This window comes from Streptomyces sp. NPDC059169 (assembly GCF_042755225.1).
Taxonomy (GTDB): domain Bacteria; phylum Actinomycetota; class Actinomycetes; order Streptomycetales; family Streptomycetaceae; genus Streptomyces.
In genome coordinates this window covers 200,553-222,678 of sequence record NZ_JBHZCF010000006.1, presented here as the reverse complement: position 1 = coordinate 222,678, position 22,126 = coordinate 200,553, and the positions used below count along the sequence as shown (strand labels likewise).

The 22,126-nt window shown below is 69.4% G+C and carries 15 protein-coding genes and 1 pseudogene; 5 read left to right on the top strand and 11 right to left on the bottom strand.

Annotated features, from left to right (window positions below; translation table 11 throughout):
- Window positions 1-51 precede the first annotated feature (51 nt).
- The 6 genes from serA to ACFXOM_RS13710 all read right to left on the bottom strand — a co-directional run bounded on the left by serA (window position 52) and on the right by ACFXOM_RS13710 (window position 9,808).
- Window positions 52-1,653, bottom strand: a complete 1,602-nt coding sequence (gene serA, locus ACFXOM_RS13735) for a phosphoglycerate dehydrogenase (protein WP_384933712.1) — start codon at window positions 1,651-1,653, stop codon at window positions 52-54.
- Between the two features lie 233 nt (window positions 1,654-1,886).
- Window positions 1,887-2,888, bottom strand: coding sequence for a ketol-acid reductoisomerase (gene ilvC / locus ACFXOM_RS13730; RefSeq protein WP_384933709.1), 1,002 nt, complete (start codon window positions 2,886-2,888; stop codon window positions 1,887-1,889).
- Between the two features lie 108 nt (window positions 2,889-2,996).
- A complete protein-coding gene (gene ilvN / locus ACFXOM_RS13725; protein WP_361289159.1) occupies window positions 2,997-3,521 on the bottom strand; it encodes an acetolactate synthase small subunit in 525 nt (174 codons plus the stop codon).
- 33 nt (window positions 3,522-3,554) lie between these two features.
- On the bottom strand, window positions 3,555-5,441 hold the full coding sequence (locus ACFXOM_RS13720; RefSeq protein ID WP_384933706.1) for an acetolactate synthase large subunit: 1,887 nt from the start codon (window positions 5,439-5,441) through the stop codon (window positions 3,555-3,557).
- A 215-nt stretch (window positions 5,442-5,656) separates the two neighbouring features.
- Entirely contained in the window at window positions 5,657-8,560 is a 2,904-nt protein-coding gene (locus ACFXOM_RS13715) for a putative bifunctional diguanylate cyclase/phosphodiesterase (RefSeq protein ID WP_384948123.1), read from the bottom strand.
- Between the two features lie 297 nt (window positions 8,561-8,857).
- Window positions 8,858-9,808 carry a 2-hydroxyacid dehydrogenase gene (locus ACFXOM_RS13710; protein ID WP_384933703.1) on the bottom strand — a complete coding sequence of 317 codons (951 nt, stop codon included), beginning with the start codon at window positions 9,806-9,808 and terminating at the stop codon, window positions 8,858-8,860.
- Window positions 9,809-9,883: 75 nt separating this feature from the next.
- On the opposite strand from ACFXOM_RS13710, the gene ACFXOM_RS13705 reads away from it, so the two are divergent.
- The 3 genes from ACFXOM_RS13705 to ACFXOM_RS13695 all read left to right on the top strand — a co-directional run bounded on the left by ACFXOM_RS13705 (window position 9,884) and on the right by ACFXOM_RS13695 (window position 12,419).
- Window positions 9,884-10,885: an aldo/keto reductase gene (locus tag ACFXOM_RS13705; protein WP_384933700.1), complete on the top strand. Its 1,002-nt coding sequence runs from the start codon at window positions 9,884-9,886 to the stop codon at window positions 10,883-10,885.
- A 188-nt stretch (window positions 10,886-11,073) separates the two neighbouring features.
- A complete protein-coding gene (locus tag ACFXOM_RS13700; protein ID WP_384934075.1) occupies window positions 11,074-12,225 on the top strand; it encodes a PQQ-dependent sugar dehydrogenase in 1,152 nt (383 codons plus the stop codon).
- 14 nt (window positions 12,226-12,239) lie between these two features.
- On the top strand, window positions 12,240-12,419 hold the full coding sequence (locus ACFXOM_RS13695) for a DUF6191 domain-containing protein (protein WP_384933697.1): 180 nt from the start codon (window positions 12,240-12,242) through the stop codon (window positions 12,417-12,419).
- Between the two features lie 129 nt (window positions 12,420-12,548).
- On the opposite strand, the gene ACFXOM_RS13690 is transcribed toward ACFXOM_RS13695, so the two are convergent.
- The 5 genes and pseudogenes from ACFXOM_RS13690 to ACFXOM_RS13670 all read right to left on the bottom strand — a co-directional run.
- Window positions 12,549-15,629: an AAA family ATPase gene (locus tag ACFXOM_RS13690; protein WP_384933694.1), complete on the bottom strand. Its 3,081-nt coding sequence runs from the start codon at window positions 15,627-15,629 to the stop codon at window positions 12,549-12,551.
- A gap of 28 nt (window positions 15,630-15,657) precedes the next feature.
- Window positions 15,658-15,837 (bottom strand): hypothetical protein, encoded by a 180-nt coding sequence (locus ACFXOM_RS13685; protein WP_384933691.1) that lies wholly within the window; start codon window positions 15,835-15,837, stop codon window positions 15,658-15,660.
- Between the two features lie 231 nt (window positions 15,838-16,068).
- Window positions 16,069-16,632: a GNAT family N-acetyltransferase gene (locus ACFXOM_RS13680; protein ID WP_384933688.1), complete on the bottom strand. Its 564-nt coding sequence runs from the start codon at window positions 16,630-16,632 to the stop codon at window positions 16,069-16,071.
- A gap of 24 nt (window positions 16,633-16,656) precedes the next feature.
- Window positions 16,657-19,062 carry an MMPL family transporter gene (locus ACFXOM_RS13675; protein WP_384934072.1) on the bottom strand — a complete coding sequence of 802 codons (2,406 nt, stop codon included), beginning with the start codon at window positions 19,060-19,062 and terminating at the stop codon, window positions 16,657-16,659.
- Window positions 19,063-19,311: 249 nt separating this feature from the next.
- Window positions 19,312-20,080 (bottom strand): annotated as a pseudogene (locus ACFXOM_RS13670) (alkaline phosphatase family protein); the annotation flags it as partial.
- Window positions 20,081-20,313: 233 nt separating this feature from the next.
- Between ACFXOM_RS13670 and ACFXOM_RS13665 the strand changes: the two are divergent.
- On the top strand, window positions 20,314-21,693 hold the full coding sequence (locus ACFXOM_RS13665; RefSeq protein ID WP_385037962.1) for an MmgE/PrpD family protein: 1,380 nt from the start codon (window positions 20,314-20,316) through the stop codon (window positions 21,691-21,693).
- Window positions 21,686-22,096, top strand: coding sequence for a nuclear transport factor 2 family protein (locus tag ACFXOM_RS13660; RefSeq protein WP_384948106.1), 411 nt, complete (start codon window positions 21,686-21,688; stop codon window positions 22,094-22,096). The genes ACFXOM_RS13665 and ACFXOM_RS13660 overlap by 8 nt, the downstream gene beginning before the upstream one ends.
- Window positions 22,097-22,126: the final 30 nt, after the last annotated feature.

Here is a 22,126-nt window from a genome sequence, read left to right as displayed (position 1 = left end):
TACGGGCGTATACGGCCGGGTACGCTCGCCCCGGGTCGGGGGTGGGTAGCGTCAGTCGACCAGGTTGACCGAGCGGGCCGACGTCGCACCGATCTCGTCGGCGATCTCGTTCAGCACCGCTTGCGGAACGGTGTCGTCGACGGTCAGCACGACCAGCGCCTCGCCGCCCTCCGACTGCCGCGCCACCTGCATGCCCGCGATGTTCAGACCGGCCTCACCGAGGATCCGGCCGACCGTGCCGACGACACCCGGACGGTCCTCGTAGCGCGCCACGACCATGTGGTCGGCCAGCGCCAGGTCGATGTCGTAGTCACCGACGGCCACGATCTTCTGCAGGTGCTTGGGACCGGCCAGGGTGCCGGAGACGGCGACCTCCTCACCGCCCGAGAGGGTGCCGCGCACGGTCACCACGTTCCGGTGGTCCGGAGACTCGGAGCTCGTCGTGAGACGGACCTCGACGCCGCGCTCCTGGGCGAACAGCGGCGCGTTCACGTACGACACCGTCTCGTCGACCACGTCCTCGAACACGCCCTTCAGCGCGGACAGTTCGAGCACCTTCACGTCGTGCTGGGTGATCTCGCCGTACACCTCGACGTCGAGACGGACCGCGACCTCGCCCGCGAGGGCGGTGAAGATCCGGCCCAGCTTCTCGGCGAGCGGCAGACCCGGGCGCACGTCCTCCGCGATGACGCCGCCCTGCACGTTGACCGCGTCCGGGACCAACTCGCCGGCGAGCGCCAGGCGCACGGACTTGGCGACCGCGATTCCGGCCTTCTCCTGCGCCTCGTCGGTCGAGGCGCCCAAGTGCGGGGTGCAGACGACCTGGTCGAACTGGAACAGCGGGGAATCGGTGCAGGGCTCCTTCGCGTAGACGTCCAGCCCCGCGCCCGCGACCCGGCCCTCCTTGAGGGCGCTCGCCAGCGCTTCCTCGTCCACGATCCCGCCGCGCGCCGCGTTGACGATGCGCACGGTCGGCTTGACCCTGTGCAACGCCTCGTCGCCGATGAGGCCGATCGTCTCGGGGGTCTTGGGGAGGTGGACGGTGATGAAGTCCGACACCTCGAGCAACTCGTCGAGCGACAGCAGCTTGACGCCCATCTGGGCGGCGCGCGCCGGCTGTACGTAGGGGTCGTACGCGACGACCTTCATGCCGAAGGCGGACATGCGCTGGGCCACCAGCACGCCGATGCGACCGAGGCCGACGACGCCGAGGACCTTCTCGCTCAGCTCCACTCCGGTGTACTTGGAGCGCTTCCACTCGCCGTTCTTCAGCGCGGTGTTGGCCTGCGGGATGTTGCGCGCGGTGGCGACGATCAGACCGCAGGCGAGCTCGGCGGCCGTGACGATGTTGGACGTCGGTGCATTGACGACCATGACGCCGGCCTTCGTGGCGGCGGAGACGTCCACGTTGTCCAGGCCGACACCGGCGCGGGCGACGACCCGCAGCCGGCCGGCGGCCGCGATCGCCTCGGCGTCGACCTTGGTGGCCGAACGGACGAGGATCGCGTCCGCGTCGACGATGGCGGGGAGAAGCTCGGCGCGGTCCGCGCCGTTGCATTGCCTGATCTCGAAGTCCGGACCGAGCGCGTCCACAGTGGCGGGCGACAGCTCTTCGGCAATGAGTACGACGGGTTTACGGGGCGCAGTGCTCACGTGAGTCCTCACTGGTCCGATGCGGACGGCCGTCCCGACGGCCGCTGGCGGTGGAGGGGCTAGCCGCGTGGAAGACGCACGACGCTGTGGGCCTGACCTGACGCGTTTGTGTTGACCACTCTAGTGGTGCCGACGGGTTGCTTTTCAGCCTTGGCGGAAGGATCACCCGTCCGGGTTGGACCGGATGTCCAACCGCGTACGGCGGGCCCTTCCGGACCCGCCGCACCCGAGGCTCACGCCTCCTCGTTGTCGACCCAGCTCATGAGCTTGCGCAGTTCCTTGCCCGTGGTCTCAAGGAGGTGGTTCTCGTCCTGCGTCTTGTACTCGTTGTACTTCTTCAGGCCGCCGTGGTACTCGTCCATCCAGTTCTTGGCGAAGGTGCCGTCCTGGATCTCGGCGAGGACCTTCTTCATCTCGGCCTTGGTCTGGTCGGTAATGATCCGCGGGCCGGTGACGTAGTCGCCCCACTCCGCAGTCTCGGAGACCGACCAGCGCATCTTCTCGAGGCCGCCCTCGTACATGAGGTCCACGATCAGCTTCAGCTCGTGGAGGCACTCGAAGTACGCGATCTCCGGCTGGTAGCCGGCCTCGACCAGGGTCTCGAAGCCCGCCTTCACCAGCGCGGCGGTGCCACCGCAGAGGACGGCCTGCTCACCGAACAGGTCGGTCTCCGTCTCCTCGGTGAAGGTGGTCTTGATGACGCCGGCGCGGGTGCCGCCGATGCCCTTGGCGTACGACAGCGCCAGGGCGAAGGCGTTGCCGGTCGCGTCCTGCTCCACACCGGCGATGCACGGGACGCCACGGCCCTCTTCGTACTGGCGGCGGACCAGGTGGCCCGGGCCCTTGGGGGCGACGAGCGCGACGTCCACACCGGCCGGGGGCTTGATGAAGCCGTACCGGATGTTCAGGCCGTGGCCGAAGAAGAGGGCGTCGCCGTCCTTCAGGTGGTCCTTGATGGACTCCTCGTACACCTGGGCCTGGATCGGGTCCGGGACCAGGATCATGATCACGTCTGCCTCGGCGGCGGCCTCCGACGGGGTCACCACGCGCAGGCCCTGCTCCTCGGCCTTGGCCTTGGACTTGGACCCCTCGTGCAGACCGACGCGGACGTCCACTCCGGAGTCACGCAGCGACAGCGCGTGGGCGTGGCCCTGGCTGCCGTAGCCGATGACCGCGACCTTGCGGCCCTGGATGATGGACAGGTCGGCGTCGTCGTCGTAGAACAGCTCGGCCACTGGGTTTCTCCTTGGGTGTGCAGGTGTTGCATCCCACCGTACGGCGGGGAGCGACGAGGGGGTTTTCGAGTCTCGCTATCCGGGCGGGCCGGATCCTCGGGGCGCGCCCTACGCGCTGCGGTCGAGGGCCCGCAGACTGCGGTCGGTGATGGACCTGGCGCCACGCCCTATGGCGATGGTCCCGGACTGGACCAGCTCCTTGATGCCGAACTGTTCCAGCATCTTCAGCATGGCCTCGAGCTTGTCACTCGATCCGGTGGCCTCGATCGTGACGGCCTCGGGTGAGACGTCCACGGTCTTGGCCCGGAACAGTTGGACGATCTCGACGATCTGGGAGCGCGTCTCGTTGTCGGCGCGGACCTTCACCAGGACGAGTTCACGCTGGACGGCGGAGCCGGGCTCGAGTTCCACGATCTTCAGCACGTTGACCAGCTTGTTGAGCTGCTTGGTCACCTGCTCCAGCGGCAGGTCCTCGACGTTGACCACGATCGTGATGCGGGAGATGTCGGGGTGCTCGGTGACACCGACGGCCAGGGAGTCGATGTTGAAGCCGCGGCGGGAGAACAGTGCGGCGATCCGGGCCAGGATGCCGGGGGTGTTCTCCACCAGGACCGAGAGCGTGTGCTTGGACATGTTCTTGGCGTCTCTCTCTTCGCTTCAGTCGGCTCAGTCGTCTTCGTTGTCGCCGAAGTCGGGGCGGACGCCGCGGGCGGCCATGACCTCGTCGTTGGAGGTTCCGGCGGCCACCATCGGCCAGACCATGGCGTCCTCGTGGACGATGAAGTCGATGACGACCGGACGGTCGTTGATCGCGTTGGCCTCGGCGATGACCTTGTCCAGATCCGCCGGGTCCTCGCAGCGCAGGGCGACACAGCCCATCGCCTCGGACAGCTTGACGAAGTCGGGGATCCGGGTGCCCTTGCGGGGGCTCTGGCTCGCGCCGAGCTGGGAGCCGGTGATGCGGTGGCCGGTGTCGTCGGCGTGCAGCACGGTGCTGGAGTAGCGCTGGTTGTAGAACAGGGTCTGCCACTGGCGGACCATGCCCAGCGCACCGTTGTTGATGATCGCGACCTTGATCGGGATGCCGTTGAGGGCGCAGGTGACCAACTCCTGGTTGGTCATCTGGAAGCAGCCGTCGCCGTCGATGGCCCAGACGGTCCGGTCGGGCTGTCCGGCCTTGGCTCCCATGGCCGCCGGGACGGCGTACCCCATGGTCCCGGCGCCGCCGGAGTTCAGCCAGGTGGACGGCTTCTCGTAGTCGATGAAGTGGGCGGCCCACATCTGGTGCTGGCCGACCCCTGCGGCGAAGATCGTGCCCTCCGGGGCGAGCTGGCCGAGCCGCTGGATGACCTGCTGCGGGGCGAGGCTGCCGTCCTGCGGGGTCTCGTAGCCGAGCGGGTAGGTCTCGCGCCAGCGGTTGAGGTCGCTCCACCAGGCGGTGCAGTCCCCGGCGTGGCCCTCGTTGTGCTCGGCCTGGACCGCCTGGACCAGGTCGGCGATGACCTCGCGGGCGTCACCGACGATGGGCACGTCGGCAGCGCGGTTCTTGCCGATCTCGGCGGGGTCGATGTCGGCGTGGACGATCTTGGCGTAAGGGGCGAAGCTGTCCAGCTTCCCGGTGACGCGGTCGTCGAAACGGGCACCGAGGGCGACGATCAGGTCGGCCTTCTGCAGCGCGGTGACGGCGGTGACCGAACCGTGCATGCCCGGCATCCCCACGTGCAGCGGGTGGCTGTCGGGGAATGCGCCCAGCGCCATCAGAGTGGTGGTGACGGGGGCGTTGGTGAGTTCCGCGAGGACCTTGAGCTCGGCGGTCGCCCGCGCCTTGAGGACGCCGCCGCCGACGTAGAGGACGGGACGCTTCGCCTGGGTGATGAGCTTGGCGGCCTCACGGATCTGCTTGGCGTGCGGCTTGGTCACCGGGCGGTAGCCGGGCAGGTCCGTCTGCGGCGGCCACTGGAAGGTGGTCCGAGCCTGCAGGGCGTCCTTGGCGATGTCGACGAGGACCGGACCGGGGCGGCCCGTGGAGGCGATGTGGAACGCCTCGGCGATGGTCCGCGGGATGTCCTCGGCCCTGGTGACCAGGAAGTTGTGCTTCGTGATGGGCATCGTGATGCCGCAGATGTCCGCCTCCTGGAAGGCGTCCGTACCGATGGCCTTGCTGGCGACCTGGCCGGTGATCGCGACGAGCGGGACGCTGTCCATGTGCGCGTCGGCGATCGGAGTGACCAGGTTGGTGGCGCCGGGGCCGGAGGTCGCCATGCAGACGCCGACCTTGCCCGTGGCCTGCGCGTAGCCGGTGGCGGCGTGGCCGGCGCCCTGCTCGTGGCGGACCAGGACGTGGCGCACCCTCGACGAGTCCATCAGCGGGTCGTAGGCGGGGAGGATGGCACCGCCGGGGATGCCGAACACCGTCTCGGCCCCGACTTCCTCGAGCGAGCGGATGAGGGACTGCGCGCCCGTGACGTGCTCGACGGTGGTGGAGGGCTGTCCGCCGTTACGGGCTCGCGGCTGCGGATGGTGGGCCCCGGTGGCCTGCTCGGTCATCGGCATTCTCTTCTCGAAGCTGAGGGTTTTTGCGGGGATTTTGCGGGGATTTGGCCAGTGCCGGTGCAACAAAAAACCCCTCGTGCCAGGAGGCAAGCGAGGGGAGCGCGCCGGTGCGGTCTGCAGGGCCCGTACAGGGCCATGCTTCAGCCGACGCGCTTTCCAAGTACGAGAATTCGGGTGCGCATGGCACTGACCCTCTCCCCGTCGCACAGCCACTGTCAAGTGGGTGGGACGGGCGTCTCATTATTTGAGCAGATCGAGTGTCCGAAAACATCCGGCTCCGCCGGCGAACGGCGGGCGGGCAGGCCGCCCCCCGTGAGGACGGGCAGCGGCGCTCCGCTCGGCACCCGGAACGTCCCCCGCTGGAGGGCCCGCCGCAGCCGGTGCTCGTCGAGGGGGCCCGAGAAGGCCATGCCGAGGGCGTGCGTGCAGCCCATCGCGCGCAGCGCCAACACCTGCTCGTGCACGTCCACCCCGTCGGCGACGGACTCCATCCCGAGATCGCACGCGATCCGGAGCAGGCCTGCGGTGATCTTGTGCAGTCTCGCCGACTCCACGACTCCCTCGACCAGACCGCGGTCGAGCTTCAGCACGTCGATGGGGAGCCGACGCAGGGCGTTGATCGCGGCGTAGCCGCTGCCGAAGCCGTCCAGGGCGATCCGTACGCCCATCCTCCGCAGGGCCACCAGCCGCTGTTCGAGCTCGTCGAAGGAGATCCTGGGGTCACTGTCCGCGAGCTCGATCACCAGGGAACCGGAGGCCAGCCCGTGACGGGTGAGCAGGCCCTCGATGGAGCTGAGGGGCATGGAGCGGTCCAGCAGTCGCCTGGCCGGGAGGCGCACCGAGACGGGGACCTCGTGGCCCAGGCGGCTGCGTTCCGCCGCCTGGGCCACGGCCTCCTCCAGCAGCCAGCGCCCCAGCTCCGCGGTACGGCCGCCGTCCTCGGCGACCCTGAGGAACTCCGCGGGGGTGAAGAGGATGCCTTGGGGTGATCTCCAGCGCGGCTGCGCCGCAACGGCCGTGATGCCCCCGCCCGTGAGGCTGACCACCGGCTGGTGGAGCAGCGCGAATTCTCCGTCGTAGAGCGCGGTGTGCACCCGGGTGGCCGACTCGGAGCGGCGCGCGCCCCCCTGCTGCATCTGGGGGGCGTACAACTCGACGCGGTCCTTGCCGCCCGCCTTCGCGCGGTACATGGCCAGGTCTGCGTTGCGCAGCAGATCGCCTGCGGTGATGTCGGGTTCGGCGAATGCGACGCCGATGGACGCGGCGACCCGCACCTCGTGCCCCTCCACGCGGTACGGCTGGGAGAGTGTGAGCCTCAGCCGGTCGGCGATCTCGAACACCTGGAGCTCCCTGGCGGACCGGTCGCGAGAGCCGTCGCCGAGGATGAGGGCCGCGAACTCGTCACCGCCGAGCCTGGCCGCCGTGTCGCCCGCCCGCACGGACTCGTGGAGGCGACGGGCCGCCTGGACGAGCAGTTCGTCACCGGCCTGGTGTCCGTGGCGGTCGTTGACCCCCTTGAAACCGTCCAGGTCGATGAAGAGCACGGCCGTCCCCGGATCGCCTGCCCGGCGGCCCCCGAGGGCCTGGCGCACCCGCTCGGTGAACAGCGCCCGGTTGGGCAGGTCGGTGAGCGAGTCGTGCTCGGCGTTGTGCTGCAGCTGGGCCTGGAGCCGTACGCGTTCCGTGACGTCGCGACTGTTGAAGATCAGGCCGCCTTGGTGGCGGTTGACGGTGGATTCGACGTTGAGCCACTGGCCGGTGCCCGACCTGAAGCGGCACTCGATACGGGTCGTGGGCTCTTCCGACGGAGGGGCGGCCAGGAACCGGCGCACCTCGTGGACGACGCGACCGAGGTCCTCGGGATGGATGAGGGAGGACAGCTCGGAACCGATGAGCTCGTCCGCGTCCCGCCCGTACACACCGGCGGCGGCCGGGCTGACGTAGCGGAGCACACCCGTCGGCGCCGCGATCATGATGACGTCGCTGGATCCCTGCACCAGGGAGCGGAAGTGGTTCTCCTTCTGGGCCAGTTCGTGGGTGAGCGCGATGTTGTCGAGCAGCATGATGCCCTGGCGTACCACCAGGGCGAGGACGACCGTGCAGCCGGTGAAGACCACCACCCGGTCCACCCGGCGGCCCTCGATGACGTTGTAGAGGATGCCGAGCGTGCAGACGGCCGCCGCCAGGTACGGCGTGAGGGCGGTGATGGGCCGGATCCCCGAGCGGGGTCCGCGCGGATGACCGGCGCTCACCTCCATTTTGCGGACCCCCCAGGGCGCGTACGCGAGGAGGAGCGAGCCGGCGAACCAACCCGCGTCCAGAAGCTGCCCCGAGCGGTAGTGCTCCCGCAGCAGGGGTGAGGTGAAGAGCGCGTCACAGAGCACCGTCAGGGCGAGGGCGGCGAGGGCGGTGTTGACGGCGGATCTGTTGACGCTCGACCGCCGGAAGTGCAGAGCGAGAACCATGCTGACGAGAACGATGTCAAGCAGCGGATAGGCGAGCGAGAGCGCCGCCCGGGCGACGCTCTCCCCCTCGAAGTGGGCGGTGTGGGCGAGGGCGAGACTCCAGGAGAGCGTCAGCAGCGAGCCGCCGATCAGCCAGGAGTCGAGCCCGAGACAGACCCAGCCCGCACGGGTGATGGGCCGCTTGGCGAGAACGAGCAGCCCGACGATGGCGGGCGGGGCGAAGCAGAGGAAGAACAGGTCGGCGAGGCAGGGGCTGGGCACCTCGCGATCGAGCACGACCTCGTACCAGCCCCACACTCCGTTCCCCGCCGCCGCCATCGCCGAGGAGACCGAGAACAACAGCCAGGCCGGCCGGAAGCGGCTACCACGCGCACGCGCGTAGAGGAAGCACGAGATCGAGGCGATCAGGGCGGCGAGACTGAGTCCGAAGTCGCCCATGATCTGCGCCAGTTGCTCCGAACCCCAGCCGAGTGCGGCGCCGACGGCGTAACCACCGGCGGCGACGCCGAGGAGGAGTCGGGGCAGCGCTCCCGTCCCGCCGTCCTCCTGGAGCGGCCGGGCGTGCGCGAGCGCCTCCGAGGCGGTCACCGGACCGCCCCCGAGAGCGCTTTCGCCCGACAGCGCGCGCCGCTCCTGTAGCGCCGGGCCGGACACCCCGGACGGCCGGGGACGGCAAGCGCCGGCACCGGCCCACGGGAGGGTAGTCGGCGGCACTTCCGCCGCGTCGGATCGTTCGTCCATTGGCCGTGCATCGCCCGTCGCCCCCCTCGAAGTCTGATCGCACCGCAGCGCCGTTCCAGTACACGGCGCAGTCCCCAAGTCGGGACGATACACCAATCTCGTCACTCAGGGACATAGGTCCTCTACGCTCAGTGACCATGAAGACCGTTCACCGGCACACCACGCATACGGATGACTCCGAACGGTTTCTGGCTGGTTCCCCTGTGGTGACTACACAGTCGTGTGAACCACGTTGCGCAGTGGCTCGCCCACCGCGAACGAGGTGAGCTGCGCGGCGAGCAATCGCTTGGCCCTCGGTAGGAACGCCGAGGTGGAGCCACCCACATGAGGGCTGATCAGAACGCCCGGCGCGTGCCACAGGGGGTGGCCGGCGGGCAGCGGCTCGGGGTCCGTGACGTCCAGGGCCGCGGTGATCCGGCCGCTCTCGGCCTCCGCCAGCAGCGCCTTGGTGTCGACGACGGGTCCGCGCGCCACGTTTACCAGCAGGGACCCGTCCTTCATCCGCGCCAGGAAGGCTGCTCCCGCGAGGTGGTGGGTGGCCGGGGTGAGCGGCGTGGAGAGCACGACCACATCGGCTTCGGGCAGGAGTGCCGGAAGGTCGGTGAACGCGTGCACTTCGCCGCGCTCGGTCGTACGGGCGGAGCGCGCGACGCGCGCCACCCGCGCGCATTCGAAGGGCGCGAGCCTGTCCTCGATGGCGACGCCGATCGAGCCGTACCCGACGATGAGCACGGACTTGTCCGCGAGCGACGGGTAGAAGCCGGCACGCCACTCCTCCGTGCGCTGGCCCTCGACGAAGCGGGGGATGCCGCGCAGGGAGGCGAGAATCAGGGCGAGGGCGAGCTCCGCGGTACTCGCCTCGTGAACTCCCTTGGCGTTGCAGAGGAGTACCCCCGCGGACAGCGACCCGAGGCCCGGTTCGACGTGGTCGATGCCGGCTGAAAGGGTCTGCACCACCCGCACGTTCGCCATGCGGGACAGCGGGCGCACCGCGACCTCCGTGCCCTTCATGTACGGAACGACGTAGAAGGCGCAGTCGGCGGGGTCGGCGGGGAACGTCCGGCCGCCGTCCCAGAAGAGGTAGTTGAGCCCCGACGCGGCGGGGGCCGGAAGCCCTTCGATCTCGTCGGCCGGAATCGGGAGCCACACGTCTGCAGTCATGGTCAGGAGGCTATGCGAAGCACGCTCGGATCCAGACGTTAGTTTGGGGAGCGGCACGAGGAGGGGTACGGGCAGGTGGACCGCAGGAGAATCGGCGCGGGGGCGCTCGAGGTGGGCGCGATCGGCCTCGGTTGCATGCCGATGAGCTGGGGGTACACCAGCTCCCAGCAGCGCGGCGACCGGTCGTTGCGCACGGTGCACGCGGCGCTCGACGCGGGGGTGACTCTGCTCGACACCGCCGACATGTACGGCCCCTTCACCAATGAACTGCTGCTCGGCCGGGTCCTCAAGGAACGGCGGGCCGACGTCTTCGTCTCCACCAAGGTCGGGCTGCTGGCCGGTGACCAACACATCGTCGCCAACGGACGACCGGGGTACGTACGACGCGCGTGCGATGCGTCGCTGCGCAGGCTCGGTACCGACGTGATCGATCTGTACCAGCTCCACCGCGCGGACCCGGAGATCCCGGTGGAGGAGACCTGGGGCGCGATGGCGGATCTGGTCGCGGCGGGCAAGGTGCGCGCGCTGGGGCTCTGTGCATCGGGGGCGCGCGCCTCGCGCCGACCGGGTGCGCGACTGTACGACGAAACGATCCGGCAGCTGGCGCGGGTGCAGCAGGTCTTCCCGGTCAGCGCTGTGCAGGCGGAGCTGTCGGTGTGGTCGCCGGAGGCGCTCGGCGGCCTTCTGCCGTGGTGCGAAGCGCGGGGGGTGGGCTTCCTGGCGGCCATGCCGCTGGGCAACGGGTTCCTCACCGGCACGCTCACGCCGGGGCAGGGCTTCGAACGCGATGACCTCCGGGCCCGGCACCCACGCTTCACTGCGGAGATGATGGCGGCGAACCAGCCCCTGGTGGCAGGGCTGCGACGGATCGCCGAGCGGCACGGCCCGGGAACGACCCCCGCTCAGATCGCCCTCGCATGGTTGCTGGGCCGGAGTCGTCACATCGTGCCGGTGCCCGGAGCCAAGAGGGAGCGCTGGGCCGTGGAGAACGCGGCGGCGGCACAGCTGTCGCTCACCGCACAGGACGTCGCCGAAATCGCGGGACTGCCCTCGGCCGGGGGATCCTGGGACCAGTGACGGTCCGCCCCGCAGCAGGCGCGGTCCCGTCCGCGCGGGCGCCTCGTCCACAGGTCCGGAGCCGGGGACGGGGGCCGCGGCTGCGGCTGCGGCTGCGGCTGCGGCTGCGGTGTAAGAACACAGAAGACGTGCGGCCCGCGGCGGTCCGCTCACCCGGCGAAGGGACTACAACCGTGCATCGTCCAGCCCTGACGGCCGTGGTGGCCGCTGCAGCGCTGCTGCTCGCAGGATGTTCCTCCGACGGCGGGGTGGCGTCCGCGGGCGGCAGCGGGGGCACCTCGGCCCGTCCCGGCTCCCCCGCAGCCACCGACGGCGCCGTGGAGGCGCCACCGGCGAAGGGATCGGTGAAGGTCACGGCCACGCTGACCGAGGGCCTGAAGTCGCCGTGGGGGCTCGCGGCCCTGCCGGACGGCGACCTGTTGGTCTCCTCCCGCGACGAGGGCACGATCACCCGCGTCGACGCGAAGACCGGTGCGAAGACCGCCGTGGGTGCGGTCCCCGGCGTGGCCCCTGCCGGCGAGGGAGGTCTGTTGGGCTTGGCCGTCTCCCCGGCGTACGCCTCGGACCACCTCGTGTACGCGTACTTCACCACCGCGTCGGACAACCGCATCGCCCGCATGCTCTACGACGAGAAGAAGCCGGCCGGTCAGCAGCTCGGAGCTCCGGACACCATCCTCCGCGGCATCCCCAAGGGCACCATCCACAACGGCGGAAGGATCGCCTTCGGACCGGACAAGATGCTGTACGCGGGCACCGGCGAGACCGGCGACACGGGGTTGGCCCAGGACCGGACGTCACTGGGGGGCAAGATCCTGCGGATGACCCCGGACGGGCAGCCCGTGCACGGGAACCCCTGGCCCGACTCCGTGGTGTATTCGTACGGCCACCGCAACGTGCAGGGTCTGGCGTGGGACTCGGCCAAGCGGCTGTGGGCCTCGGAGTTCGGCCAGCACACCTGGGACGAACTGAACCTCATCGAGCCGGGCCGGAACTACGGCTGGCCGGACGTCGAGGGCAAGGGCGGCAAGTCGGGCTCCGTGGACCCGGTGGCACAGTGGCGGACGGACGAGGCATCCCCGAGCGGAATCGCCTACGCGGCGGGTTCCGTCTGGTTGGCGGGCCTGAGGGGCGAGCGCCTCTGGCGCGTCCCACTGGCCGGCGGGGAACCTTCGGCGCCTCCGCAGGCGTTCCTCCAGGGACGGTACGGCCGATTGCGCACGTTGCTCCCGGTCGCCGGAGCGGACGGCAGCACGTCCGTATGGCTGGTCACCAGCGAGACGGACACCCGGGGCACGCCCGGGCCGGGGGACGACAGGATCCTGCGGCTGGAAGTGGAGTGAGAGGTGGGCGGCTCGTGTTCAACCTGATCGAGGAGCTCTTCACGCCCGGCCGCAGGCACACCGAGGAGGAGCGCAACCGGCTGCTGCTGACCCGGGTGGACGCCTCGGACGGCGATCCCGGGCACGGCGAGATAGACCTCTCGTCGGGCAAGGTCGTCATGCGGCCCGCCCCGCGCCGGGACGCGGGGCACTGAGCAGGCGGGCCCCGCTCCGGGCGGGAACGGCCGTCCGCGGAAGGGGGCCCGGGTCGCCACGACACCACGGGCGCTTGCCCGGGCGCCTGAGCCACCGTGGGCGTGGCACCCGCGCCGCGCGCCGCTTCGTCAGGCCGTCCCGGGGAACAGCCGCAGTCGATGGGCCAATGCGGCCGCTTCGACGCGTCCCGCAACACCGAGCTTCCCGAGGATGTTGGAGACGTGGACGCTCGCGGTCTTGGGCGAGATGAACAGTTCCTCGGCTATCTGCCGGTTGGTGCGCCCGACCGCGACCAGACGCAGGACGTCCTGTTCGCGCGAAGTGAGCCCGAGGTCCTCGGCAGGATCCGGCTCCGCGGGGCGTGCGGGCTCCGGGCCGGTGAGGACGATCCGGGCGCGCCGGGCCAGGAGCTCGATCTCCTCGCCGAGGGGACGTGCGCCCAGGCCCCTGGCCGCACTGTGGGCGGCGCGCAGGAGGTCGGTGGCCTCCGTGCGTCCGCCGCCCTCGTTCAGCAGGGCCTCCGCCGTGCGGAACGTGACCACGGCGTACGGGTGCGGGCGGTCCAGCGGCGCGAACGCGGCGACCACCTCCCTCCACCGTGCGGCGGTCTCCCGGCCCTCGGCCCGCAGCAGTTCGGCGTCGACGTGGAGCGCGTGGGCACGCCACAGCGCCACGGGCGTACTGAGCCGTTTGGCGGCGGTGCGGACCGCTTCGAGCGCCTCGGTGCGGCCGGCTTCCGCTGCGGGCAGTCCCCGCGCGTCCGCCTCCGCCGTCGCCGCCTGGAGCACCATCGGCCAGGCGTAGCGGTGGGTGCCGGTGGGGAAGCCGTTCTCCACGGCACGGGAGAACCCGGCCCTGACGTCGGCGATCCGCCCCTGCGCTGCGGCGATGGCCAGGGACGTCCGGGCGAGCCGAAGGAAGTTCTGCGGCAATGCGTCGTACGGACCGAAGTGTTCGGCGGCGGCGGCGAGGTGCCCCGCCGCAGCAGCGGTGTCCCCCCGGGCGAGGGCGATCCGGGCGAGACAGCTGCTCGCGAAGCCGCGGGGTTTGGAGCTCTGCGCGGCCTGCAGGAGGTGCTCCGCGCCCTGCTGGGCCTCGTCCCACAGGCCCAGGGAGAACTGCGCGGCGAGGAGGTTCCCCAGCGCCCGACCCTCGTTGTCCGGCAGTCCGTGGGTACGGGACAGCTCCAGTCCCCGGGCCGCCACCTCGGCGGCCTCGCGGGAGCGGCCGACGCTCTCGAGCTTGGAGGAGAGGTTGGTGCAGGAGCGGCTCGCTTCAGCGACGAGACCGAGCTCCAGAGCGCGGTCCAGGACCGCGTACATCTCCGTGAATCCGCCGTCGACGTCGCCGGAGTCGACCATGAGCCCCCCGAGGGTGAGGCGTGCGTTGAGTTCGATCTCCTCTGCACCGACGAGGCGCGCGTACTCGACGGCCCGCTCCGCGGCGGCGAGGCTCTCCGGGCCTGGCGCGTGCAGCATGCCCCAGCCCGCGGCCGTGGCCAACACCTGTGCGTGCACGGTGGACGGGGGCAGCCCGCGGACCAGTTCCTGGGCGGTGGCGATCTCCTTCCAGCCGTCCCCACGACCGAGGTTCTGCACCAGCCGGGATCGCTCGGTCCAGAACCACGCCGCCCGCAGGTGGTCGTCCTCCTCGGTGTCCAGCACCCGCAGCGCGGTCTTCACGATCTTGAAGGCACGTTCGCGTTCGCCGCAGAGCCGGGCGGCGACGGCTGCCTCGGCGAGCAGGTCGAGGAAGCCCAGCGGAGGCGTGCCGGCGTCGCAGCCGCAGTCCTCCCCCGTATCGGGCAGGGACGGGTAGGACTCGGCGTGGTCCATGGGGCGCAGGGAGCAGAGGATGTCTCCGGAAACCTCGTCCCACAGTTCCATGGCCCGCTCCAGGAGCCCCAGCTGCTCAGCGAAGGCGTGGCGCTTGCGGGCCTCGACGGAGGCGTGGAGCACGGCGGGCAGGGCCTTCGCGGCGTCGTGCGCGTGGTACCAGTAGCTGGCCAGCCGAGCGGCCCTTTCGTCAGCGGGGACCAGTGTCGGGGCGGCCTCCAGCGCTTCGGCGTAGCGGCGGTTCAGGCGGGACCGTTCGCCCGGGAGCAGGTCGTCGCTGACGGCTTCGCGCACCAGCGAGTGCCGGAACCGGTATCCGTCGCCGTCCGGCGTGGCGAGCAGGATGTTGGCGCCGACGACCCCGCGCAACGCCTCGATCAGTTCGTCCTCGCCGAGCCCCACGACCGCGGCGAGCAGGGCGTGTTCGACGGCGGAGCCGCCTTCGGCCGCGGACCTGGCGACCCGCTGGGCGTGCTCGGGCAGGCCTTCGACGCGGACGAGCAGGAGGTCGCGCAGGGTGTCGGTGAGTCCCGAAGCACAGCCGTGGTGGGCGGCGACCGCCAGTTCCTCGACGAAGAACGCATTGCCGTCGGATCGTTCGAAGATGCAGTCGACGAGGGACGGGGCCGGTTCCGCGGCGAGGATCCCCGCCATCTGGCGGGCGACCTCGCCGCGGCTGAAGCGGGGCAGCGCGACGCGCTGGACGGTGCGCATCCGCTCGATCTCGGCGAGGAGGGGACGCAACGGGTGCCGGCGGTGGATGTCGTCACTGCGGTAGGTGGCGACGATGACGAGGCCACCGCGGCGCATGGTGCGCAGCAGATAGGCCAGCAGGTGACGCGTGGAGGCATCGGCCCAGTGCAGGTCCTCCAGGACGACGACGACCGGGCGGTCGACGGCGAGGCGTTCCAGCAGCCGGGCGGTGAATTCGAAGAGTCGGGCCGTGCCCTCCTCGTCGCGCCCGCCCCTGTGGCGCGCGACGTCACCCAACTCGGGCAGCAGCCGCGCCAGTTCGTCCTCGTGTCCGGCGACCGCGGCCGCTACCTCGTCGGGCAGCCTGCACCGCAGGGCACGCAGTGCCGTCGAGAAGGGGGCGAACGGCAGGCCGTCCGCCCCGATCTCGACGCAGCCGCCGATGGCGACGGCGGCGCCCCTGCGGCACGCCTCGTCGCGGAACTCCTCGACGAGCCGTGTCTTGCCCACGCCGGCTTCGCCGCCGATCAGCAGGGCCTGCGGGTTTCCCGCGGTGGCGCGGGAGAGCGCGTCAGCGAGTTGGGCCAGTTCGCCGGTTCGGCCGACGAAAACGGGGCTGACGGACCTGCTCTCCACGCCGCCGAGCATCGCACAACCGTCCGGACCGGTGGCGCGGGGCATCGATCCGACCGTCATGACGCGGCCCGCCTCACGCGGCGCGGGCGAACCGGTCCCGGATGCTCACCCGTCCCTCCGCGGCCCGTTCGGGCGAGCGGCGCCCACGACGAGCGGCACGGCGGGCCAGGAGCAGCCGCCTGGCCGGCCGTTCGCCGTCGGCCCAGCGCATGATCTCGGCCTGGTGAATCTTCTGCAGTTCGAGGACGAACACGGTGTTCTCCCTGGTGACGAGGTGTCAGTGGCTCGTGAGAGCCTCGCTTCGCGCGATGTCCCCACTCTCGTCCCCCAGGGGGTGCGGCCGCATCGGACGGTTGCCGGATCTACGTCGTCCGGAGGCCTTAGATGACCGGCTGGGACGCCTCCCTCCTCCTTAGGGTGGGTTACCGCGGCGGCCTACCCGACTCCTGCCGTGGTCGGCGTACCGACCGGACGCCACCGGGATTCAGCCGCCGTCGGACGTGCGGCGCTCGCGCCATTCGGGTGCCAGGACGGACCAGACCTCCATGTCGTGGCGGATGCCCTGCCAGGGGAAGCTCTCGCGCAGGACGCCGTCGCGGGTCATGCCGAGCCGCTTGGCGACGGAGATGGAGCGCTGGTTGAGGGAGGACACGAGCCATTCGACCCGGTGCATACCGCGTTCCTCGACCGCCCAGTCGATGATGTGCTCGCACGCCCGGGTGACCAGTCCCCGGCCGGCTGCGGACGGTTCCAGCCAGACGCCGACCTCGCAGGACTCGGTAGCGGTGTCGAAGATGCGGAAGAGCACCCCGCCGACGAGCGTGCCGTCGAGACGGATCGCGCAGATACGGCCGGTGTCGGCAGCCTGCTTGTCGGCGTATGTCTGGAGCACCGCACGGGCCGATGCGACGTCCGTCGCCCTGGCGGTGAAGGGGACCCAGGGTCCCGCGTACTCACGCGCACGTTCTATGTGGTCGAGGAACTCCTCGGCCTGCCAGGGCTCGATGGGCCGCAGTTCGGCGCCCTCGCCCAGGGGTATCGCGAACATCCCGCTCCTTGTCGGTGTTGGGGGCTACCGCACGAGCGTGTGCTGCTCGCCCGGACGCTGTTTCGCGATCGTCGCACGTGCCGGATCCGACGTCCCGGGAGTTTCGATGCTGATCCGCGGCAGACAACGGTCCAACCAGCGCGGCAACCACCAGTTGGCCGCTCCCAGCAGGTGCATGAGCGCGGGCACCAGGAGCGTGCGCAGGACGAAGGCGTCCAGCGCCACGGCCGCGGCGAGTCCGATGCCGAACATCGCGATCACCCGGTCGCCGCTGAGCACGAAGGCGAGGAAGACCGAGAGCATGATGACCGCCGCGGAGTTGATCACGCGGCTGGTCTCGGCGAGGCCGACGCGGACGGCCCTGCGGTTGTCCCCGCTCTCCAGCCATTCCTCGTACATCCGGCTGACCAGGAAGACCTGGTAGTCCATGGAGAGGCCGAAGAGGACCGAAACCATGATCACGGGCAGGAAGGGCTCGATGGGACCGGCCCTGCCGAGTCCCAGCACTTCGCTCCCCCAGCCCCATTGGAAGATCGCCACCACGACGCCGAACGCGGAGGCGACCGCGGCCACGTTCATCAGAGCGGCCTTGAGCGGGATTCCGAGCGAGCGGAAGGCGAGCAGCAGCAGCAGGCAGCCGAGGGCGACGACGACGCCCACGAAGAGCGGCAGCTTCCCGATGATGACGCCTGCGAAGTCGTCGTAGCTCGCTGTCACTCCGCCGACGTGGACGTCCAGCGAGGTGCCGCTCTCCGCGGTCGGCAGCACGGATCCGCGCAGCCTGTCGACGAGCTCACCAGTGCGTTGCGACTGCGGCGAGGAGTCAGGTACGACGGTCAGCACGGCGGTGTCGTGGCGGCTGTTGTAGGCGATCGGGCCGACGGAGGCGATCCCCTCGGTGTCCCTCAGCACGGCGGGCAGTGCCTGCAGCGCCACCAGGTCGTCGGCGCCGTCGACTTCGGCGACCAGGGTGAGGGGACCGTTGGTGCCGGGCCCGAAACCCGCGGCGACCAGGTCGTACGCCTTGCGCGTGGTGCTGGAAACGGGGTTGTTTCCCTGGTCGGAGGTGCCGAGGTGGAGGGAGAAGGCGGGCAGCGCCAGCACGCACATCATCGAGGCGGCGACCACGCCCAGGAGCTTCGGACGGTGCTCGACGAAGGCGGACCACCGGGCGGCGAAACCGTTCGGGAGCTCGGGCCGCGGACCGCGTCTGGCGAGTCGGCGGCGTTCCGGCCTGCCGAGGGCCCGCATCCCGATGGAGGACAGCAGGGCCGGCAGCAGGGTCACGGATGCGGCGACCGTGAGGAGTACGGTGAGGCAGGCCGCGAGCGCGACTCCGTTGAGGAAGTCCAGGCGCAGGACCAGCATGCCGAGTAGTGCGATGCAGACGGTGGCTCCGGCGAAGACGACCGCCCGGCCGGTGGTCGCCACGGCGTGTTCGGCGGCGGCCGCGACGGGGAGTCCGCGCCGGAGACCCGAGCGGTGCCGGGTGACGATGAACAGGGCGTAGTCGATACCGATACCGAGTCCGATGAGCAGTCCGAGCATGGGCGCGAAGTCGGCGACGGCCATGGCGTGGCCGAGCAGGACGGTCGCTGCGTACGCGGCACCGACGCTCACCAGTGCGGTGGCGATCGGCAGCAGGCTCGCCGCGACCGACCCGAAGGCGAGGAAGAGGACGACGGCGGCGACGGCCACGCCGACGACCTCGGCAAGGTGGGCCGAGGGCGCTTCGGTCAGGGCCGCGGCGCTGCCGCCGAGTTCCACCTGGAGTCCGTCGCCGGCCGCGGCCTTGGCCCTGTCGACGACCGCCTGCGCCCTGGCCTCGGGGATGTCGCCGGCCTGAGCTTCGAACGCCACCGTGGCGTAGGCGGTGCGGCCGTCGGCGCTGATCTGCGCGGCGCTGTCCTGGGGGGCCGCACTGGCGTCCCCCTCGTCGGGGTGTGCGTCCTGTCGGCCCGGGGTGCTGCTGTTTGCGGCTGCGGCGTCGCGTTCCTTCGCCGTGGCTCGGTCGGTGCCGTCGTCCGGTGCGCGAGCGCCGTCGCCGCCGGACCCGTGGACTGCCGCAGCGTCGGGCGTTCTGGTGTCCGCGGGCTCGGAGGGGCCCGTCCCACCGGAACCGGAGGCGCTCTTGCCGGTGGCTCCCGTCGATTCGTCGTAGGGGCTGGTGACGGAGGCAACACCGTCCATGCGGGCGATCGCGGCGAGCGCCCGGGACATGCGCTCTTCCACGGGGGCCGCCCGTACGCTGCCGCGGGCCGTGTGCCAGACGATGATGTCACTGGAGCCGCCGCGGTACTGGAACCCGGCCTGGAGGAGGGCGGCGGCCCGGCCCGATTCGGTGCCGGGGACCTCGTAGTCGTTGGAGTACGCCGTGCCCGCGAAGGCCGCCGCTGCCGAGATGCCCCCGAAGGTGATCAACCAGAGGATGACGGTGGCGAGGCGGTGCCTGATGCACCACCGGGCAATGGCTGCCAACGGACGAGCTCCCTGGTGGTTCGTGGATCTTCACCGGGAACGCCCGCAAAGAACGCATGACCTTAAGGACGTCACTGTCTCAGGCCCTGGTGATCATTTGTCCCTTTCGTGGTCATACTCACACGGGTACGGAGAATCCGGTACCGGCACCGGGTTCCACGCCACTCCGGGCCCTGCGGGGTACGAACGTCGGCGCGCGGGTCAGCCGGAGATGCTGGGGCGCCCGTTCTCGATGTGCCCCATCAGACGGCGGCGGAAGCCACCGGTGCCGTCCGCGGTGACCTGTACGTCGCACCAACCGTGGGCGTCCGCGGCCGAGTGGACGAACGGTGCGGCTGCGGCCGGGCTTCACCGTGAGCCTCCGGGTCCAATCCCGTCACCGCACCGTCACCGCCCCGGGCCGAGGCGTCGGGCTGGTACGGCAGCGGGCGGGCACGACGCACACCGGGCTCCTGCTCGGGCATGCGCTGCACCGCAGGGGGCTGCGGACGCCAGCGACCGGTGAACGGCGGGATCGTGCCGGGTGGGTCCACCTCCGGCTGCCGGTGCCCGTGCCGGAAGTCGAACGCCGAGGTGAGGTCGCCGGTGACGGTGCGGCGCCACGCGGTGATGTTGGGCTCCGCCACGCCTGTCCACTTCTCCAGGAAGCGGATCACCGACGTGTGGTCGAAGACCTCGGAGCAGACGTAGCCGCCGACGGTCCACGGCGAGACGACGAGCAGCGGAACGCGGATGCCGAGCCCGGTGGCCCGAGGCTGCCGGTCTTGCCGCGCCGCAACCCCCGCTCGAAGAGCGCGCGCTCCCGCGGGGTGAACGTGGCCACTCCCTCCTCCAGTGCGTCGAGCAGCCGGGCGCGCTCGGCGCCGTCAGCGGTGTCGCGGACCTTCGCGTAGAAGGCTTCCATGAAGGTGTGGCCGCCCGTCCTGGCGAGGGCCTTGCGCGCGATGTCCTTGAAGGTGGTGAAGAACTTGCACGTTCATTCCGTGCCTCTCGTGCTTCCACGAGTAGTCGGTCCTGGTGGCCGTGTCCGGTCTGCGGGTTCGACGTTGTCCGTTCTTGACTTCGTGGCAGCATGCCATCCCGCTATCAGCTCGGCCGTCGCATCCTGAATCGTGCCCGGTCAACGACAGCGCAGAAAAACATCAAAAATCCCCGACCACGGTACAAGATGCGGCATCGTTGAATGAATTGTAGACTTACTTTATGTCGGATTTGGAGGAATTGCTGGCAGCGTGGACCCGGGAACTTGCTGGCAGACGCCTCGGAGGGGGAGATCTCCACACGATCAAGCGAAGCGTCATCGACTCGTATGCGGGAATTTGCGCCTCAATGGCCGATCGGGAAATTCTGGGCGAATTTCGGAATCTGGTAACGGGTCCCGGAGCGGGATCGGGCAGCCCCATCTGGGGTGTTGGGCGAGAATCAAACATCACGGACGCCGTCTTTCTGAACTCCATCCTGGCACGCCGCAGCGATCTACTTAATACCTACATATCGCCCAATGGAATGGGTGTGGTTCACCCCTCAGACAATGTGGCACTGGCCTTGACCTTGGCCGACTGGCTGCACTGGAACGGAAGACAGCTCCTGGAGTCAGTGAATGTCTTCTTTCATCTGGCCGCGAAATTCGCCGATTACTACGACCCTGAGGGGTATGGGTTTGATCACGACGCTGCCTCCATCTTTTGGACCGCACTTTCCATCGGGCAGTCCCTCGGCCTTTCCGAAACTCATCTGGTCGAAGCTCAGCGGATCGCCGGCGGTTTCGGGTTCAACAGCAATCAGGCCGCTGTCGGAAATGTGACCGACTGGAAACACTGTACTTATGCATCCGGCGCCATGCGGGGCCTGCAGGCCGCGAAACTGGCGCGGGCCGGATTCACAGGACCGCGGCGCATCTATCAGGGGGAGTTCGGCGCCGACCACTTCTTCAGGCACTGCGAGACGTCGCTCGATATCGAGCCCGATCTCACGAGTATCATCTTCAAGAGATGGCCGGCGCTGTTCTTTTGCCAGACTCCGATCGACGTCGCGCAAGAATTGTCCTCAAGAATCGACCGGGTCGAGGATATTCTCACGGTAGTGGTCGAAAGCTACGGCCATGCGATGAGGAACGGCCTGACAGCTTCGGCCTTCAACCCCACCAGCCGGGCGGCTCGTACGCATTCGCTGCCTTATTCTGTGGCTACGGCGCTTGTCAAGCCTGTCGAGTACAGCGACTTTGACGCAAAGCGCGCGCGAGACCCGCAGATTCGATATTTGCTGGAGAAGATCGAGGTTAAGGAGGATCCGGCCCTAACGCAGAAGTACCCTCCGGCGACGCCGTGCCGAATCGTTGTGACACTCCGTTCCGGAGATGTCCTGCGACACGAGCGTGACTTCTCACGCGGAGACCCGCGTGACCCGCTGTCCGATGACGACATATCAGGGAAACTGATGCAGAACCTCGCACCACTAGCGGATTCAGCAGACCACAGTAGAATCCTCGCCAGCCTGTGGAATCTAGAGAGGCTCGATGACCTTACAGAGCTGCTGAAGCCACTGAAACGGGACCTGACGGCGACGGAGGCGGGAAATGGTTAGCGCTAGTCAATTTGAAGACTATGCGGAAGAATTCAGCGCGGCAACCGATAAGTCTGATGTCTTCGATCGCTATTATTCGCCCGACGCGATATTTGACCATCCCTACAAGGGGATTTTCCGTGGGAAAGCAGAGATAGTTGGTTTCTGGAGTTCGGGGGAGGGGTCAGGACATGCCGGCATCTTGGAGACCTTGCACCTGAAGAATTTTGTTTCATCTGGCAACAAAGTGGCCGCAGAGTTCGAAATCGAGTGGCGCTGCGTAGAAGATACGGACTACCTTGGCCCGCGGAAGAAGGGTGAGACTTTTTGGGGGAGATGTGCGGCCTTCTATGAGTCTGTAGATGGCAAGTTCAATCACGTCACCCTCTATCTCAATCTTATTGAGGGCGCATTGAACTCGTAAGACTGTCCGTCCGGGCGCTCATTGAGCTCC

What these genes read in the sequence shown, in the direction of transcription:
- ilvN (WP_361289159.1), bottom strand. Translation starts at nt 3,521, where the DNA reads ATGTCCAAGCACACGCTCTCGGTCCTGGTGGAGAACACCCCCGGCATC.
- ACFXOM_RS13720 (WP_384933706.1), bottom strand. Translation starts at nt 5,441, where the DNA reads ATGCCGATGACCGAGCAGGCCACCGGGGCCCACCATCCGCAGCCGCGA.
- ACFXOM_RS13710 (WP_384933703.1), bottom strand. Translation starts at nt 9,808, where the DNA reads ATGACTGCAGACGTGTGGCTCCCGATTCCGGCCGACGAGATCGAAGGG.
- ACFXOM_RS13690 (WP_384933694.1), bottom strand. Translation starts at nt 15,629, where the DNA reads ATGCCCCGCGCCACCGGTCCGGACGGTTGTGCGATGCTCGGCGGCGTG.
- ACFXOM_RS13680 (WP_384933688.1), bottom strand. Translation starts at nt 16,632, where the DNA reads ATGTTCGCGATACCCCTGGGCGAGGGCGCCGAACTGCGGCCCATCGAG.
- ACFXOM_RS13665 (WP_385037962.1), top strand. Translation starts at nt 20,314, where the DNA reads ATGTCGGATTTGGAGGAATTGCTGGCAGCGTGGACCCGGGAACTTGCT.
- ACFXOM_RS13660 (WP_384948106.1), top strand. Translation starts at nt 21,686, where the DNA reads ATGGTTAGCGCTAGTCAATTTGAAGACTATGCGGAAGAATTCAGCGCG.